This is a genomic window from Burkholderia sp. Bp9099, from assembly GCF_003857805.1.
In the GTDB taxonomy this organism is placed as follows: Bacteria; Pseudomonadota; Gammaproteobacteria; order Burkholderiales; family Burkholderiaceae; genus Burkholderia.
This window is the reverse complement of the sequence record NZ_QTPU01000004.1, coordinates 190042-204061: the sequence shown is the minus strand read 5'-3', so window position 1 is coordinate 204061 and position 14020 is coordinate 190042. Positions and strand designations below refer to the sequence as shown.

15 protein-coding genes are annotated in these 14020 nt (G+C 69.8%); 5 read left to right on the top strand and 10 right to left on the bottom strand.

Annotation, left to right across the window (positions count from 1 at the left end; genetic code table 11):
• Positions 1-15 precede the first annotated feature (15 nt).
• The 7 genes from DIE17_RS06040 to DIE17_RS06010 all read right to left on the bottom strand — a co-directional run bounded on the left by DIE17_RS06040 (position 16) and on the right by DIE17_RS06010 (position 7199).
• A complete protein-coding gene (locus DIE17_RS06040) occupies positions 16-744 on the bottom strand; it encodes an HAD family hydrolase (RefSeq protein WP_124522969.1) in 729 nt (242 codons plus the stop codon).
• Positions 741-1592 (bottom strand): carbohydrate ABC transporter permease, encoded by an 852-nt coding sequence (locus tag DIE17_RS06035; RefSeq protein WP_124486945.1) that lies wholly within the window; start codon positions 1590-1592, stop codon positions 741-743. Before DIE17_RS06035 ends, DIE17_RS06040 begins: the two co-directional genes overlap by 4 nt.
• A complete protein-coding gene (locus DIE17_RS06030; protein WP_044844473.1) occupies positions 1589-2536 on the bottom strand; it encodes a carbohydrate ABC transporter permease in 948 nt (315 codons plus the stop codon). Before DIE17_RS06030 ends, DIE17_RS06035 begins: the two co-directional genes overlap by 4 nt.
• A gap of 102 nt (positions 2537-2638) precedes the next feature.
• Positions 2639-3964, bottom strand: a complete 1326-nt coding sequence (locus DIE17_RS06025) for a sugar ABC transporter substrate-binding protein (RefSeq protein ID WP_044844474.1) — start codon at positions 3962-3964, stop codon at positions 2639-2641.
• Between the two features lie 89 nt (positions 3965-4053).
• On the bottom strand, positions 4054-5406 hold the full coding sequence (locus tag DIE17_RS06020) for a D-tagatose-bisphosphate aldolase, class II, non-catalytic subunit (RefSeq protein WP_124522967.1): 1353 nt from the start codon (positions 5404-5406) through the stop codon (positions 4054-4056).
• Positions 5394-6350 (bottom strand): sugar kinase, encoded by a 957-nt coding sequence (locus DIE17_RS06015; protein WP_185500338.1) that lies wholly within the window; start codon positions 6348-6350, stop codon positions 5394-5396. The genes DIE17_RS06020 and DIE17_RS06015 overlap by 13 nt, the downstream gene beginning before the upstream one ends.
• Positions 6351-6422: 72 nt before the next feature.
• Entirely contained in the window at positions 6423-7199 is a 777-nt protein-coding gene (locus DIE17_RS06010; RefSeq protein WP_124486942.1) for an L-iditol 2-dehydrogenase, read from the bottom strand.
• A 328-nt stretch (positions 7200-7527) separates the two neighbouring features.
• Between DIE17_RS06010 and DIE17_RS06005 the strand changes: the two genes are divergently transcribed.
• The 5 genes from DIE17_RS06005 (at position 7528) to DIE17_RS05985 (ending at position 11111) form a co-directional block, all read left to right on the top strand.
• Entirely contained in the window at positions 7528-7989 is a 462-nt protein-coding gene (locus DIE17_RS06005) for a Fur family transcriptional regulator (RefSeq protein ID WP_014896195.1), read from the top strand.
• Positions 7990-8037: 48 nt separating this feature from the next.
• Positions 8038-8952 carry a metal ABC transporter solute-binding protein, Zn/Mn family gene (locus tag DIE17_RS06000; RefSeq protein ID WP_044844477.1) on the top strand — a complete coding sequence of 305 codons (915 nt, stop codon included), beginning with the start codon at positions 8038-8040 and terminating at the stop codon, positions 8950-8952.
• Between the two features lie 13 nt (positions 8953-8965).
• Positions 8966-9859, top strand: coding sequence for an ABC transporter ATP-binding protein (locus tag DIE17_RS05995; RefSeq protein ID WP_124522963.1), 894 nt, complete (start codon positions 8966-8968; stop codon positions 9857-9859).
• Complete coding sequence (locus DIE17_RS05990) at positions 9852-10637, top strand: metal ABC transporter permease (protein WP_044844479.1); 786 nt, start codon at positions 9852-9854, stop codon at positions 10635-10637. Before DIE17_RS05995 ends, DIE17_RS05990 begins: the two co-directional genes overlap by 8 nt.
• A 195-nt stretch (positions 10638-10832) precedes the next feature.
• Positions 10833-11111 (top strand): hypothetical protein, encoded by a 279-nt coding sequence (locus DIE17_RS05985; RefSeq protein ID WP_124523138.1) that lies wholly within the window; start codon positions 10833-10835, stop codon positions 11109-11111.
• 28 nt (positions 11112-11139) lie between these two features.
• On the opposite strand, the gene fghA is transcribed toward DIE17_RS05985, so the two are convergent.
• The 3 genes from fghA to DIE17_RS05970 are packed head-to-tail and all read right to left on the bottom strand — an operon-like array spanning position 11140 to position 13697.
• A complete protein-coding gene (fghA, locus tag DIE17_RS05980) occupies positions 11140-11988 on the bottom strand; it encodes an S-formylglutathione hydrolase (protein WP_124522959.1) in 849 nt (282 codons plus the stop codon).
• Between the two features lie 15 nt (positions 11989-12003).
• A complete protein-coding gene (locus DIE17_RS38395; protein WP_185500333.1) occupies positions 12004-12225 on the bottom strand; it encodes a hypothetical protein in 222 nt (73 codons plus the stop codon).
• A gap of 20 nt (positions 12226-12245) precedes the next feature.
• Positions 12246-13697, bottom strand: coding sequence for a xylulokinase (locus tag DIE17_RS05970; RefSeq protein ID WP_124522957.1), 1452 nt, complete (start codon positions 13695-13697; stop codon positions 12246-12248).
• Positions 13698-14020 lie beyond the last annotated feature (323 nt).

Below are 14020 nucleotides of genomic sequence, written 5' to 3'. Positions count from 1 at the left end.
ATTCGTTCCTGGTTGCTAGCCCGGCAGCACCGCGCCAGTCGCCTGCCAGCGCGCGACGTAGCCGGGCAGCTCGTGCATGTCGTCGAATACGTGACGCGCGCCGATCCCGCGCAACGCGTCGATCTGCGCGGCCGACGCATGCCCGCCGCCGACGAAGCCGAGCACGGTCATGCCGGCCGCGGCGGCCGCGGTGATGCCGGTCACGCTGTCCTCGACGACGAGGCACTGCGCGGGCACCGCGCCGAGCGCACGCGCGGCCGCGAGATACACGTCGGGCGCCGGCTTCGGCCTCGCCACGGCGTCCGCGCAGAACAGCCGGTCGCCGAAGAAGCGCGCGAGGCCGGTGCGCGCGAGCGCCGCCTCGACGTACGCGCGGTAGCTGTTGCTCGCGCACGCGGTCGTCAGGTTGAGCGCCGCGAGGGCCTTGTCGATGCCGTCGACCATCGGCGCGTTGACGGCCGCCGCCTCGACCGCGCGGCGGATCGCGTCGACGTCGCCGGCCGACAGCGTGCGGCCGACGGCCTCGCCCGCGCCGGCCAGCACGCGCTCGATGCGCAGCCCGAGCAGCGGCATCACCGCCGGCCGCGCGTCGACACCCGGCCAGCGCGCATCGAGCTCGCGCACGATCACGTCGGCGGCGACGGCCTCGCTGTCGATCAGCACGCCGTCGCAGTCGCAGATCAGCACGTTCATCCCGTGACCGAACGCGCGTTCGCCGGCCGCACCTTCGCCGGTAGCGCTCATTTGACCGCCCCGAACGTGAGCCCGCGCACGAGCTGCTTCTGCGACAGCCAGCCGACGATCAGGATCGGCGCGACCGCGAGCAGGGAAGCCGCGGACAGCTTCGCCCAGAACAGCCCCTCGGGGCTCGAGTACGACGCGATGAACACGGTCAGCGGCGCGGCGTTCGAGCTCGACAGGTTGATGCTCCAGAACGCCTCGTTCCACGACAGGATCACGAGCAGCAGCGCGGTGGACGCGAGCCCCGGCAGCGCCATCGGCATCAGCAGGTAGACGATCTCCTGCCACGTCGACGCGCCGTCGATGCGCCCCGCTTCGAGGATGTCCTTCGGGATCTCGTTGAAGTACGTGAAGGTCATCCACACCGCGATCGGCAGGTTGATCAGCGTGTACACGATCACGAGGCCCGACACGGTATCGAGCAGCCCCGCGTTCTTCCACAGCAGGTAGATCGGCACGAGCACGCCGACCGACGGCATCATCTTGGTCGACAGCATCCACAGCAGCACCTTCTGCGTGCGGTGGTTCGGGAAGAACGCCATCGCGTAGGCCGCCGGCACCGCGAGCAGCAGCGAGATCACCGTGACGCCGGCCGAGATCAGCACCGAGTTCCACGCGAACGAGAAGTAGTTGCTGCGCGCGAACACCTCGCGGAAGCTGTCGAGCGTCGGCATGAAGAACAGCGTCGACGCATACGCCTGCTGCTCGGTCTTGAACGCGGTGATCGCCATCCAGAAGATCGGGAAGAACAGCAGCAGCGCGAGCAGCCACGCGAGCGCACCGGGCAGCGCGCGCCGCACGAGGTCGAATGCAGCCGGCGCGCGCCGGCCTTCCAAAGTCAGGTCGCTCATTTCTCGTACTCCCCCTTCAGGTTGCGCGCGAGCATCCGCACCAGGAAGAACGACACGACGTTCGCGACCACGACGGCGATGATCCCCCCCGCGGATGCGAGGCCGACGTCGAACTGCTGCAGGCCGAGCGCATAGATCAGGTACGACAGGTTGGTCGTCGCATCGCCCGGGCCGCCGCCCGTCGTCGTGTAGATCTCCGCGAAGATCGACAGCAGGAAGATCGTCTCCATCATCACGACCACGGCGATCGCGCGCTTCAGGTGCGGCAGCGTGATGTAGAAAAACATCGCGATCGGGCCCGCGCCGTCGATGCGCGCGGCTTCCTTCTGCTCCTGGTCGAGCGACTGGATCGCGGTGAACAGGATCAGGAACGCGAACGGCAGCCACTGCCACGCGACGATGATGATCACGGCGGTGAGCGGGTAATCGGCGAACCAGTCGATCGGCGTCATCCCGAGCGCGCGCATCGCGTTCGCGACGAGCCCGTACACCGGATGCAGGATCATGTTCTTCCAGATCAGCGCGGCGACCGTCGGCATCACGAAGAACGGCGCGATCGCGAGCAGGCGGGCCACGCCCTGCCCGTAGAACTTGCGGTCGAACAGCACGGCCATCAGCACGCCGCCGACCACGGTGATCGCGAGCACCGCGCCGATCAGCACGAGCGTGTGCCAGATCGCGGGCAGGAACGACGGATCGGTCGCGAGGAAGCGGTAGTTGTCGATCCCGGCGAAGCCCTTCACGTCCGGGTTCAGCAGGTTGTAGCGCGAGAACGAATACCAGATCGTCATCGCGAGCGGGATCGACATCCACAGCAGCAGCACCGCGACGGACGGCGACACGAGCCAGCTGGCGCCGCCGCGCGCGCGGCGCGGCGCGCCCGGCGGCGACGATGCATCGCCGACCGGCGACGCGTGGCTCAGGGGAAGACGCAAATGACGCATGATCGGAGTCCCTCCGGTTGAGACGCGGGCACGAACGGGCGGCCCGCCTTTCTGCATCGGCGACGCGCACCGTGCGCGGCGGCGCGCACGGTGCCAGCCGCGTTACTTCTTGTAGCCGGCCTGCCGGACCGCGCGGTCGGCCGCCGCCTGCCCGGCGGCGAGCGCCTGGTCGACCGTCATCTGGCCGGCCACCGCACCCGCGATCGCCTGCCCGACCACCGTGCCGAACGACTGGAATTCAGGAATCCCGACGTACTGCACGCCCGTGTACGGCACCTTCTTCAGCGACGGATCGTTCGGGTCGGCCGTCTCGATCGCCTTCAGCACGAAGTCCGAGAACGGCGCGGCGGCCTTGTACTCGGCGCGCTGGTAGGTCGACGTGCGGGTGCCCGGCGGCACCGACGCCCAGCCTTCGTCCTTGCCGACCATCTCGATGTACTGCTTCGACGTCGCCCACGCGATGAACTTGCGCGCGGCGTCCTGCTGCTTCGACGTCTTCGGCACGGCCAGCGCCCACGCCCACAGCCAGTGCGAGCCCTTCGGCGTGGCGGCGACCGGCGCGGCGGCGAAGCCGATCCGGTCGGCGACCTGCGACTGCTGTTTGTTATAGAGCATCCCGGCCGCGACCGTCGCGTCGATCCACATCGCGCACTTGCCCGACGCGGTCAGGGTCAGGTTCTCGTTGAAGCCGTTCGAGCTCGCTCCCGGCGGGCCGTCCTTCTTCAGCAGGTTCACGTAGAAGCCGATCGCCTTCTTCCATTCCGGCGACGTGAGCTGCGCGTTCCAGTTCTCGTCGAACCAGCGCCCGCCGAACGTGTTCACGACCGTCGACACGTACGCCATGTTCTCGCCCCAGCCGGCCTTGCCGCGCAGGCAGATCCCGTAGGTGCCCTTCGCCTTGTCGGTGAGCTTGTCCGCGAACTCGGCGATCTGGTCGTAGGTCGGCTGGTCGGGCATCTTGAGCCCCTTCGCAGCGAACAGGTCCTTGCGGTAGAACGTCATCGAGCTCTCGACGTAGAACGGCAGCGCATACAGCTGGCCGTTGTACGACAGGCTGTCGCGTGCGGTCTTCACGATGTCGTTCAGGTCGTAGTCGGCGGGCAGCCCCGTGATCGGCGCGAGCCAGCCGCGCTTGCCCCACTGCGGCGTCTCGTAGGTGCCGATCGCCATCACGTCGAACTGGCCGCTGCCGGTCGTGATGTCGGTGGTCGCGCGCTGGCGCAGCACGTTCTCCTCGAGGATCACCCAGTTCAGCTTGATATCCGGGTTCGCCTTCTCGAACGCCGGCGACAGCTTCTTCAACTCGATCATGTCCGGGTTGTTCAGCGTCGCGATCGTCAGCGTGCCGGCGGACGCCGCGCACGCGGCCGTCGCGAGCGCGGCCCCGGCGAAGCAGCGTACGGCGGCATCGAGCATCTTTCGTTGCATGGCATGTCTCCTGTGATTGTTCGAACTGTCGTCGGTGTTGCGTATTGCGTATTGCGTGTGTCGCGTTGCTGCACTTCCTTCGCGGCCCGTCACGCCGGCCGCTGCATCCCGCACGCGCGCGCATAGTGCGCGATCACGTCGCGTATCCGGTGGCGCACCCAGGCGCGCGGCTCCTTCGCGAGGCCACCCGCGCGGCACGCCGCGTACACGTCCGGCAGCCACTGCGCGACGAGCGTTTCGGGCACCGGTTGCCGCGCGAGGTTGTCGAACAACTGCTCGACCGCCGCCGCGACGGCCGGCTGCAGCCAGTAGTAGCGGATCCGGTCGCTGTAGCTGAACTGGCGCGCGAGCCGCTGCTCGGTCTCGTCGCCGCGGTAGTACGGCGCCCAGTGCTCGGGCTGCGCGCGCATCGCGGCATCGACCACGTCGCGCAACCGCGAGCGCTGCGCGCCGTCGCCGATCAGCGCGTCCTCGATGAAGGTGAGCGCGAACAGCGCCTCGCGCAGCGCGAAGGTCAGCGCGGGGCCAACCTTCAGCACCGCGAAGTGGTCGCGCACGAGCGCGGCGAGCGCGCCTTCGGTCTGGTAGTCGGTCGAATGCGCTTCGAACACGAGGCGCGGCGTGCGCAGGATGCTTGCACCGAGCGATGCGGCCTTCGCGCTGTCGTAGTCGAGCACGTGGCGATCGTCGAAATCGACGCCCGGCTGCGCGACGATCGCGACCACGCGCGTCCATGCGTCGTCGAGCCCGGCCGCCGCGAATGCGCTGCGATGCGCGTCGAGCGTCGCCGCGATGCTGTCGCTGCGCGTGACCGCGATCCGCGCGATCGCATCGCCGGCTGCGTCGCCGGCCACTTCGCCGCCCGGCGTCGGCACCTCGGTGCCGATCACGTAGACGGGCGCGACGCCGGCGCGCGCCGCCGCGTCTTCGGCCGCGCGGCACAGCCCGGCCGCGCGCGCGGCGATCGTCCGGTCGTCGAGCCGCGCCGGATCGTCCGCACACGCCATGCTCGCATCGAGATGGATCTTCTCGAACCCGGCTTCGACATACGCGGCGACCATCGCGGCCGCTTCGCGCATCGCGTCGGCCGCGCGGCGGTGCCGCCACGGGTTCGGTCCCAGATGATCGCCGCCGAGCACCAGCGCCGACGGCGCGAGCCCGCAGCGCTGCGCGATCGCATCGACGTCGCGCCGGAAATCGGCGGGCGTCATGCCCGTATAGCCGCCGAGATGGTTCACCTGGTTGCAGGTCGCCTCGATCAGGAGCGGCGAGCCGTCCGCGCGCGCGGCCTCGCACGCGGCCTCCAGCACGAGCCGGTGCGCGCTGCAGACCGAATAGATGCCGCGCTGCGCCTGCGCGCGGTTCGCGTCGAAGATCATTCGCAGCACGGCGCCGGCGTGCGCGCTGCGCGGGCGTTCGGCAGTGGAAGTCAGGCCGGGCATGCGACACCTCGTTCGGTCAGGAAGCGGTCGATCTCGGCCGCGCTGCTGTTGCCCTCCATCGGGCCGCGCCGCGTGACCGCGATCGCGCCGGCCGCGTTCGCGCGGCGCAGTGCGACGTCGATCGGCAGGCCGGTGACGAGACTCGCGACCAGCGTGCCGCCGAAGCAGTCGCCGGCGCCGGTCGGGTCGCGTTCGTCGACGGGATAAGCCGGCGCGTCAACGCGGCTCGCGCGGTCGAACGCCACGCTGCCGGCCGCGCCGCGCTTGAGCACGACGCGTTCGAGCAGCGGATGCGTCGCGAGCAGCCCGGCGATCGCGCGCTCGGCCGGCTGCGGCCCGCAGAAGAACGGCAGGTCGGCCTCGCTCGGCAGGAACAGGTGGCACGCGGCGAGCAGCGTGTCGAGCGCCGCGCGCATCGGGCGGAAGCTCAGCATCTCGGGCCGCACGTTCGGGTCGAACGACACCTTCGCGCCGGCGCGCGCCGCCTCGATCACGCCGCGCTGGACCGCCGCGATCGCCGATTCGCTCGTCAGCGACGAGCCCATCACGTGGAAGTAGCGGCAGCCGTCGAACATCGCGGTGTCGACGTCGGATGCGTCGACGCACGCGGCCGCGCTGGTCGACAGGCTGAACACGAAGCTGCGCGAACCGTCGTCGCGATACGCGACGAACGCGGTGCCGGTCGGACGTGCGACGCGGCGGATGCGCGCGACGTCGACGCCATCGCGCTCGAGCCGCGCGACGATCGCGTCGCCGAACGCGTCGCGGCCGACGCAGCCCGCATACGCGACGCGCACGCCGAGCCGCGCGGCCTGGTCGGCGAAGATCGCCGGCGCGCCGCTCGGGAACGGGCCCGCGAACAGGCCCGGCACGTCGAAGCCCTGGCCGCGCTCGGCGGCGACGAATTCGGCCAGCAGTTCGCCGGCAACCACGATCTCCGCCATCATGCGTGTCCTCGTGCGGCGGCGGCCGCGCGCGGCACGAACGCCAGGGGTAAGCGTGCGAGCGGCGCCACTTCAGCTCATCCAGTTGCCGCCGTCGACGTTCAGCGTCTGGGCGGTGATGTAGTCGGCGTCGGCCGACGCGAGGAACAGCGCGGCGCCCGTCAGGTCGCCCGGCACGCCCATCCGCCCGAGCGGCACGGCAACGCCGACGAGCCGCTTCTTCTCGCCGAGCGGCCGGTTCTCGTAGCGCGCGAACAACGCATCGACCTGCTCCCACATCGGCGTGTCGACCACGCCCGGCGCGATGCCGTTCACGTTGATCCGGTGCGGTGCGAGCGCGAGCGCGGCCGACTGCGTATAGCTGATTACCGCGGCCTTGGTCGCGCAGTAGTGCGAAACGAGTGCCTCGCCGCGACGCCCCGCCTGCGACGACATGTTGACGATCTTGCCGCCGCGGCCCTGCTCGACCATCCGCTGCGCGACCGCCTGCATCAGGAAGAACAGCCCTTTCACGTTGACCGCGAACAGCCGGTCGAACACGTCCCAGGATTCGTCGAGGAGCGGGCGCATGTCGAACAGCGCCGCGTTGTTGAACAGGATGTCGACGCCGCCGAAGCGCTCGACCGCGGTCGCGACGATGCGCGCGATGTCGTCGCGGCGCGTGACGTCCGCGGTAACGGCCACCGCCCGGCCGGGATTTTGCTCGATCAGCCGCGCGAGCGAGCCGCTCGGCGGCTTCACGTCGACCAGCACGCAGCGCGCGCCCTCGTCCAGATAGCGTTGCGCGACCGCTTCGCCGATGCCGCTTGCCGCGCCCGTCAGGATCGCGACCTTGTCTGCCAGTCTCACTGGTTGTCTCCGGTTCGTTCTGCTGCACGAAGGCCGCGAGGTGAGCGAACGCTCGCCGGCCGATCAATTGCTCTGTTGTTGATCGAATGATCGGATACGCGATTCATGCTGTCAAGGCGACACGGCGGCTTTCGATGATGCGCTGCGGCACGGCCGCGCCGTGCGCCGGCCGGCGACCCGCGCCCGGCAAGGCGCGGCGGGCTGGGTGCGGCGCGGCTGAAACGGCGCTGAAGGGGACAGAGCGCGTGCATCGGCAGGAATTCGGGCTGCACGGCATGGAGATACGTTATATCATCGCGATACTTCGTTTCATTGCCTGCTTCACGCCATGGCCACCTCATCGCCCATCGACGCCCGGCTGTCCCGGGCCGACGCATTCGCCGCCGAGCACGGGCTCGCGTGGACGCCGCTGCGCCGCCAGGTCTACGAACGCGTGCTGGCCGCGCAGCGCCCGATCGGCGCGTACGACCTGCTCGCCGAGCTCGAGCCCCAACGCGGCCGCGTGCCGCCCACGACCGTCTATCGCGCGCTGGATTTCCTCGTCGAGCACGGCTTCATCCACCGGATCGAATCGAAGAACGCGTTCTTCGCGTGCTGCGAGATCGGCGTGCCGCACGAAGGCCAGTTCCTGATCTGCGATTCGTGCGGCGAGACCGTCGAGATCCCGGGCAGCGACCTCGCGAAACAGTTGTCCGCGAGCGAGCCCGCGCACGGGTTCGAAGTCCACCACCAGGTCGTCGAGCTGAACGGCCTGTGCGGGCACTGCAAGGGCAAGCCCGCGCAACGCTGACACCGCACCGCGCGGCGCACGGCGCCGCCCCTTCCAACGAGGAGTTCCATGTCCATTGCCCTGAAGCGCGCGCCGCGGCGCGCCCTGCCGCTTGCCCGCCTGCTGGCCGCTGCTGCTGCCGCGCTGTCGATCGCGGCGCCCGCGTTCGCGCAGGCCGCGACCGTCAACGTGGTCGCCGCCGAGAATTTCTATGGCGACGTCGCGTCGCAGATCGGCGGCCGCCATGTCGCGGTAACCAGCATCCTCAGCAGTCCCGACCAGGATCCGCACCTGTTCGAAGCGAGCCCGAAGACCGCGCGCGCGCTGCAGCACGCGCAGGTCGTGATCTACAACGGCGCGAACTACGACCCGTGGATGGCCAAGCTGCTGTCCGCATCGAAGCAGGCGAAGCGCGCGACGATCGTCGTCGCGGATCTCGTCGGCAAGAAGGCCGGCGACAACCCGCACCTGTGGTACGACCCGGCGACCATGCCGGCCGCGGCGCGCGCGATCGCGGCCGAGCTCGGCCGGGCCGACCCGGCGAACAAGGCCGACTACGACGCGAACCTGCAGAAGTTCGTCGCGTCGCTGAAGCCGATCGACGACAAGGTCGCCGCGCTGCGCGCGCAGTACAAGGGCGTGCCGGTGACGGCCACCGAGCCGGTGTTCGGCTACATGTCGGATGCGATCGGCCTCGACATGCGCAACCAGCGCTTCCAGCTCGCGACGATGAACGACACCGAAGCCAGCGCGCAGGACGTCGCCGCGTTCGAGAACGACCTGCGCAAGAAGCAGGTGCGCGTGCTGATCTACAACAGCCAGGCCGAAGCGCCGATGACCAAGCGCCTGCTGAAGGTCGCGCGCGACGGCGGCGTGCCGAGCGTCAGCGTCACCGAGACGCAACCGGCCGGCAAGACCTTCCAGCAATGGATGGCCGGCCAGCTCGACGCGCTCGCGGCCGCGCTTTCCGCCAGCAAGAAATGATTCACGCTACGACATGACCGCCACTCCCCACGCACTCGCACTCGATCGCGTCACGCTCGAACTGGGCGGACGCACGATCCTGCGCAACGTGAGCTTCTCGATCGAACCCGGCGAATTCGTCGGCGTGCTCGGGCCGAACGGCGCGGGCAAGACGACGCTGATGCGCGCGGTGCTCGGCCTCGTGCCCGTCACGGGTGGCACGCTGTCGGTCGGCGGCGTGCCGGTCGTGCGCGGCAACGCGTCGATCGGCTACATGCCGCAGATCAGAAGCGGCCTCGCGAATCGCCGGATGCGCGGCTACGACTTCGTCGCGATGGCCGCCGACGGCCACCGCTGGGGGCTGCCGCACACGAACGCCGCGACGCGGCGCGACGTCGACCGCGTGCTCGACCTCGTCGGCGGCCCGACGCTCGCGCGCCGGCCGCTGTCGGAACTGTCGGGCGGCGAGCGGCAGCGCCTGCTGCTCGCGCAGTGCCTGCTCGGCAGCCCGAAGCTGCTGCTGCTCGACGAGCCGCTGATCAGCCTCGACCCGAACCACCAGCGCGGCGTCGTCGAACTCGTGCGCAACGTCCAGCGCGAGCTCGGCATCACCGTGCTGTTTTCCGCGCACGAACTGAATCCGCTGCTGAACGCGCTCGACCGCGTGCTGTATCTCGGCAACGGCGTCGCGGCGCTCGGCACCGTCGACGAGGTGATCACGAAACCCGTGCTGTCGCGCCTGTACGGCTCGCCGATCGACGTGATGCGCGTGAACGGCAGGATCTTCGTGATGTCGGGCGACGTCGAAATCGAGAAGCACGATCACGAACACGAGGACGACGACGGCCACTCGCACGGCGGCGGCGGTCACGATCACGGTCACCACCACCACGGACACGCTCATCCCGGGCATTCGCACGATGTTTGAATACGACTTCATGATCAACGCGTTCGCCGCGTCGGGGATCGTCGCGGTGCTCGCGGGCATCGTCGGCTACTTCCTGGTGCTGCGCGGACAAACCTTCGCCGGCCACGCGCTGTCGCACGTCGGCTTCACCGGCGCGACCGGCGCGGTGCTGCTCGGCATCTCGCCGATCTGGGGGATGGTCGGCTTCACGCTCGCGGCCGGGATCGGGATGGGCGCGCTCGGCGAACGGCTCGCCGGCCGCGACGTCGCGATCGGCGTGATCCTGTCGGGCGCGCTCGGCTTCGGGCTGCTGTTCCTGCATTTCTACACGTCGTTCGCGACGCAGGTCACCGCGCTGCTGTTCGGCAACGTGCTCGCGGTCAGCCACGATACGCTCGCGGTGCTGGCAGGCATCGGCGCGGTGAGCCTCGTCGCGCTCGCGCTGATCGCGCGGCCGCTGCTGTTCGCGTCGCTGCAGCCCGAACTGGCCGAAGCCAAGGGCGTGTCGCTGCGCACGGTGTCGATGCTGTTCCTCGCGGTGTGCGCGCTCGCGGTGGCCGCGGCGACGCAGATCGTCGGCGTGCTGCTCGTGTTCACGCTGCTGGTCGGGCCGGCCGCGGCCGCGCAGAACGTGTCGACGCGGCTGTCGACCGGCGTGCTGCTCGCCGCGCTGTTCGCGCTGTTCGAAGCGTGGGCCGGGATCGCGCTCGCGTATCACACCGACTGGCCGACGAGTTTCTGGATCACCGCGCTGTCCGCGCTCGTGTATGGGGCGAGCCTGTTGCGGCGACGCACATGACGTTCAGCGGGCGCTCGACAGGGTGCGCAATCGCGCATGTCGGCACGCCCCCAAAGGCGTGCAGGGAATCAGCAGGGTATGCGTGACCATCGAATCGACGATCGATTACGCGCGACTGAGAAACTTGCTGATCGCGCAGAAGCCGGTTCCGATCCCCGGCTCCTCCGTGCGTGCGTACGGCACGATTACAGTCAAATGAAGCGAGTCGCGTACCGAGCCGCGGTGACCGCTTGGGTACTCGTGGCATCCGTGTCGCTTGCACGGCTGTGCCTCACTCACGAGTCGTTCGCACTGCCGATACCCGAGCGCGCGTGGGCTTGGCTCGTCACGCATGTTCCCGGATTCTGGGACGGCGAGTCGGGCGATGATCTCGTCATCGTCGTGCATTTGCTGATAGCGCTTGCGGTCGTGATACCGGTGACCTGGCTCGCCTTGCGCACGCTGCGAAAGTGGAAGCGCCGCGCCACTCGCTGATGGCGGATGGCGCGGCCGGTTTATCGCACTAACGTGCCAGCACCCGCGCATGATGCGCGACGTGATCGGCGATGAACGTCGAGATGAAGTAGTAACCGTGGTCGTAGCCCGCATGGCGGCGCAGCGTCAGCGGCTGGCCGGCTTTCGCGCACGCGGCTTCGAACACGTCGGGGTTCAGCTGGTTCGCGAGGAACTGGTCGGCGAGGCCCTGGTCGACGAGAATGCCGTCCGCGAACTTCGGCGCATCCGCGCGCGCGACGAGCTCGCTTGCGTCGTGCTGTTTCCACGCTTCGCGGTCGGCACCCAGATAACCCGAGAACGCCTTCTCGCCCCACGGGCAGCGCGTCGGCGCGGCGATCGGCGCGAACGCCGACACCGACCGGTACAGGTCGGGGTGACGCAGCGCGAGCGTCAGCGCGCCGTGCCCGCCCATCGAGTGGCCGAAGATTCCGAGCCGCGCGCCGTCGATCGGCAGCTCGGCCGCGACGAGTTCGCGCAGCTCGCCCGTCACGTACGACTCCATCCGGTAATGCGTCGACCACGGTGCTTGCGTCGCGTCGACATAGAAACCCGCGCCGACGCCGAAATCCCACGCCTCCGACTCGCCCGGCACACCCGCGCCGCGCGGGCTCGTGTCGGGCATCACGAGCGCGAGGCCGTGCTGCGCCGCGTACTGCTGCGCGCCGCCCTTGATCGCGAACGTCTCCTCGGTGCAGGTGAGCCCCGCGAGATAGAACAGCGCCGGCACGCGGCCGTGCGCCGCCTGCGGCGGCAGGTACACCGAGAACTTCATCGGCAGGCCGATCGCCTTCGAATCGTGGCGATAGAAGCGTTGCTCGCCACCGTGGCAAGCATGCGAAGAAACGAGTTCGAGCATGGGGTTCCCTTCCGTTCAATACAGCACGATCGGGCGAATCGATTCGCCCTTCTTCATCGGGTCGACGCCGTCGTCGAGCATCTCGCGCGGCAGCGCATGCGTGATCAGGTCGAGCCGTACCGCGCGACACGGCGAAGCCGTATCGTGTCCGGCATGATCTCCGATCCCGCTGCCCGTCGCGCGCGGGAAACGGTCGTCGGCTTGCCGCGAGGCGTCACCGCTGTCGCAACAGGACAATCCAGGACAAGTGCCCGAGTTTAAACGCCGCTCGTGAACCACGCATCCGTTCGCGCATACAGATCGATGAAACGCGCATGACGGGCGGCCAGCGCGCGATCGTCGCGCGGCGCGGCGACGGGTGACGCAGCCGGCGCCAGCGTGCGCAGCGCGTCGTCGCGCCAGTGTCCGATCGCGACGCCGGCGAGCAGCGCGGCACCGCGCGTCGCGGCGTTCGGGCAATCGACCGCGTCCAGCGACGCGCCGAGCGCATCCGCGAGCAACTGGCGCCAGCGCGGATCGACCGAGCCGCCGCCGGCGAGGCGCAGCGTCGTCACCGGATCGGCCGGGTTCGCCGCGCGGATCGCATCGAGCCCCGCGCGCAGCGCGAACGCGACACCTTCGAATGCGGCGCGCATCATCGCGCCGCGCGTGTCGCCGAGCCCGAGCCCGAGCCAGCCGCCGCGCGCATCGGGATTCATCCACGGCGAGCGCTCGCCCGTCAGGTACGGCAGGAAGCACAGCCGCTCGGACGCCGGCTGCGCGAACGCGTCGTCGTACGCATCCGCCCAGCCCGGATAGCCGAGCCAGCCGCGCACGGCTTCGAGCGCGAGCCCGACGTTCTGCATCGCGGCCATCGTGTAATAACCATCGCCGGCTGCCGCGCGATAGCGGTGCAGCCCACGCCGCGCGGGCGGCAGCGCATCCGCGAGCACGACGATCTGGCCGCCGCTGCCGGTGGTCAGCAGCGCGTCGCCGGCCGCGACGAGCCCGCTGCCGAGCGCCGCGCACGCGGTATCGGCCGCCCCCGTCGCCAGCGGCACGCCGGCCGGCAGCCCGAGTGCCGCCGCGGCCTTCGCATCGAGCACGCCGCAGCGCGCGCCCGACGCCCGCACCGGCGCGAATCGGTCGAGCGGCAGGCCCAGCGACTCGATCAGCGCCGTATCCCATGCGCCGTCCGGCGTCGCGAGCGCGGTCGCGCACGCGTCGCTCGGATCGGCCACGACCTCGCCGCCCAGCGCCACGCGCAGCCAGTCCTTCGGCTGCACGGCCCAGCGTGCGGCCCGCAGCGCCTGCGGTTCGTGTGCGGCCAGCCAGCGCAACAGCGGCCCCGCCATGCCGGGCGCGACGGGATTCGGTGCGACGGGCAAACCGGCGGCGGGCCAATCCGCCGCGTCCGCTTCGCGCACCGCGCGCGTATCGGGCCACAACAGCGCGGGCCGCACCGGCTGCCCGGCCGCGTCGATCAGCACGACGCCATGCATCTGGCCGGAGAAGCCGATCGCGGCGACCTGCGCGCGCTCGCCGGCCGGCAGCCGCGCGGCGGCCCGCACGAGCGCCTGCCACCAGACGTCGGGCGCGATTTCGGCCCAGCCGGGCTGCGGCGACGACAACGCATAGGGTTCGCTCGCCACCGCGCGCTCGATGCCATCGGCATCGAGCGTGACGAGTTTGACGGAGCCGGTGCCGAGGTCGATTCCGAGCAGGCGCATGACGGGATGGCGTAGTCGAGTGGACGGATATCGATGATAGCGGGATCGCGCCATGCGCCCCGATTTTTGCGACGCTTTCGGCCGCGCGGCGACGCGAAAACACGGTCGTGAACGACCGGCTTCGCCGGGCCGCACCTTGCCCGCCAAAACAGCCGCCCGCGGGTTAACCCGGCGCGATCTTGCTCCGGTCGTTTTTGCCACTATGCCGCGGTCGCGATACACACCATAAAGCGGCCGATATTTGACACGGGGGTCCGCGCTATTTTGTAGGGCTATAAAACCGGGGAACCTCACTCCAGCGGCAGTTTCCCGATGATCGACAC

What these genes read in the sequence shown, in the direction of transcription:
- fghA (WP_124522959.1), bottom strand. Translation starts at nt 11,988, where the DNA reads ATGCTCGAACTCGTTTCTTCGCATGCTTGCCACGGTGGCGAGCAACGC.
- DIE17_RS06025 (WP_044844474.1), bottom strand. Translation starts at nt 3,964, where the DNA reads ATGCAACGAAAGATGCTCGATGCCGCCGTACGCTGCTTCGCCGGGGCC.
- DIE17_RS05995 (WP_124522963.1), top strand. Translation starts at nt 8,966, where the DNA reads ATGACCGCCACTCCCCACGCACTCGCACTCGATCGCGTCACGCTCGAA.
- DIE17_RS05990 (WP_044844479.1), top strand. Translation starts at nt 9,852, where the DNA reads ATGTTTGAATACGACTTCATGATCAACGCGTTCGCCGCGTCGGGGATC.
- DIE17_RS06015 (WP_185500338.1), bottom strand. Translation starts at nt 6,350, where the DNA reads ATGGCGGAGATCGTGGTTGCCGGCGAACTGCTGGCCGAATTCGTCGCC.
- DIE17_RS06030 (WP_044844473.1), bottom strand. Translation starts at nt 2,536, where the DNA reads ATGCGTCATTTGCGTCTTCCCCTGAGCCACGCGTCGCCGGTCGGCGAT.
- DIE17_RS06040 (WP_124522969.1), bottom strand. Translation starts at nt 744, where the DNA reads ATGAGCGCTACCGGCGAAGGTGCGGCCGGCGAACGCGCGTTCGGTCAC.
- DIE17_RS06020 (WP_124522967.1), bottom strand. Translation starts at nt 5,406, where the DNA reads ATGCCCGGCCTGACTTCCACTGCCGAACGCCCGCGCAGCGCGCACGCC.
- DIE17_RS06005 (WP_014896195.1), top strand. Translation starts at nt 7,528, where the DNA reads ATGGCCACCTCATCGCCCATCGACGCCCGGCTGTCCCGGGCCGACGCA.
- DIE17_RS05970 (WP_124522957.1), bottom strand. Translation starts at nt 13,697, where the DNA reads ATGCGCCTGCTCGGAATCGACCTCGGCACCGGCTCCGTCAAACTCGTC.
- DIE17_RS06000 (WP_044844477.1), top strand. Translation starts at nt 8,038, where the DNA reads ATGTCCATTGCCCTGAAGCGCGCGCCGCGGCGCGCCCTGCCGCTTGCC.
- DIE17_RS06035 (WP_124486945.1), bottom strand. Translation starts at nt 1,592, where the DNA reads ATGAGCGACCTGACTTTGGAAGGCCGGCGCGCGCCGGCTGCATTCGAC.
- DIE17_RS05985 (WP_124523138.1), top strand. Translation starts at nt 10,833, where the DNA reads ATGAAGCGAGTCGCGTACCGAGCCGCGGTGACCGCTTGGGTACTCGTG.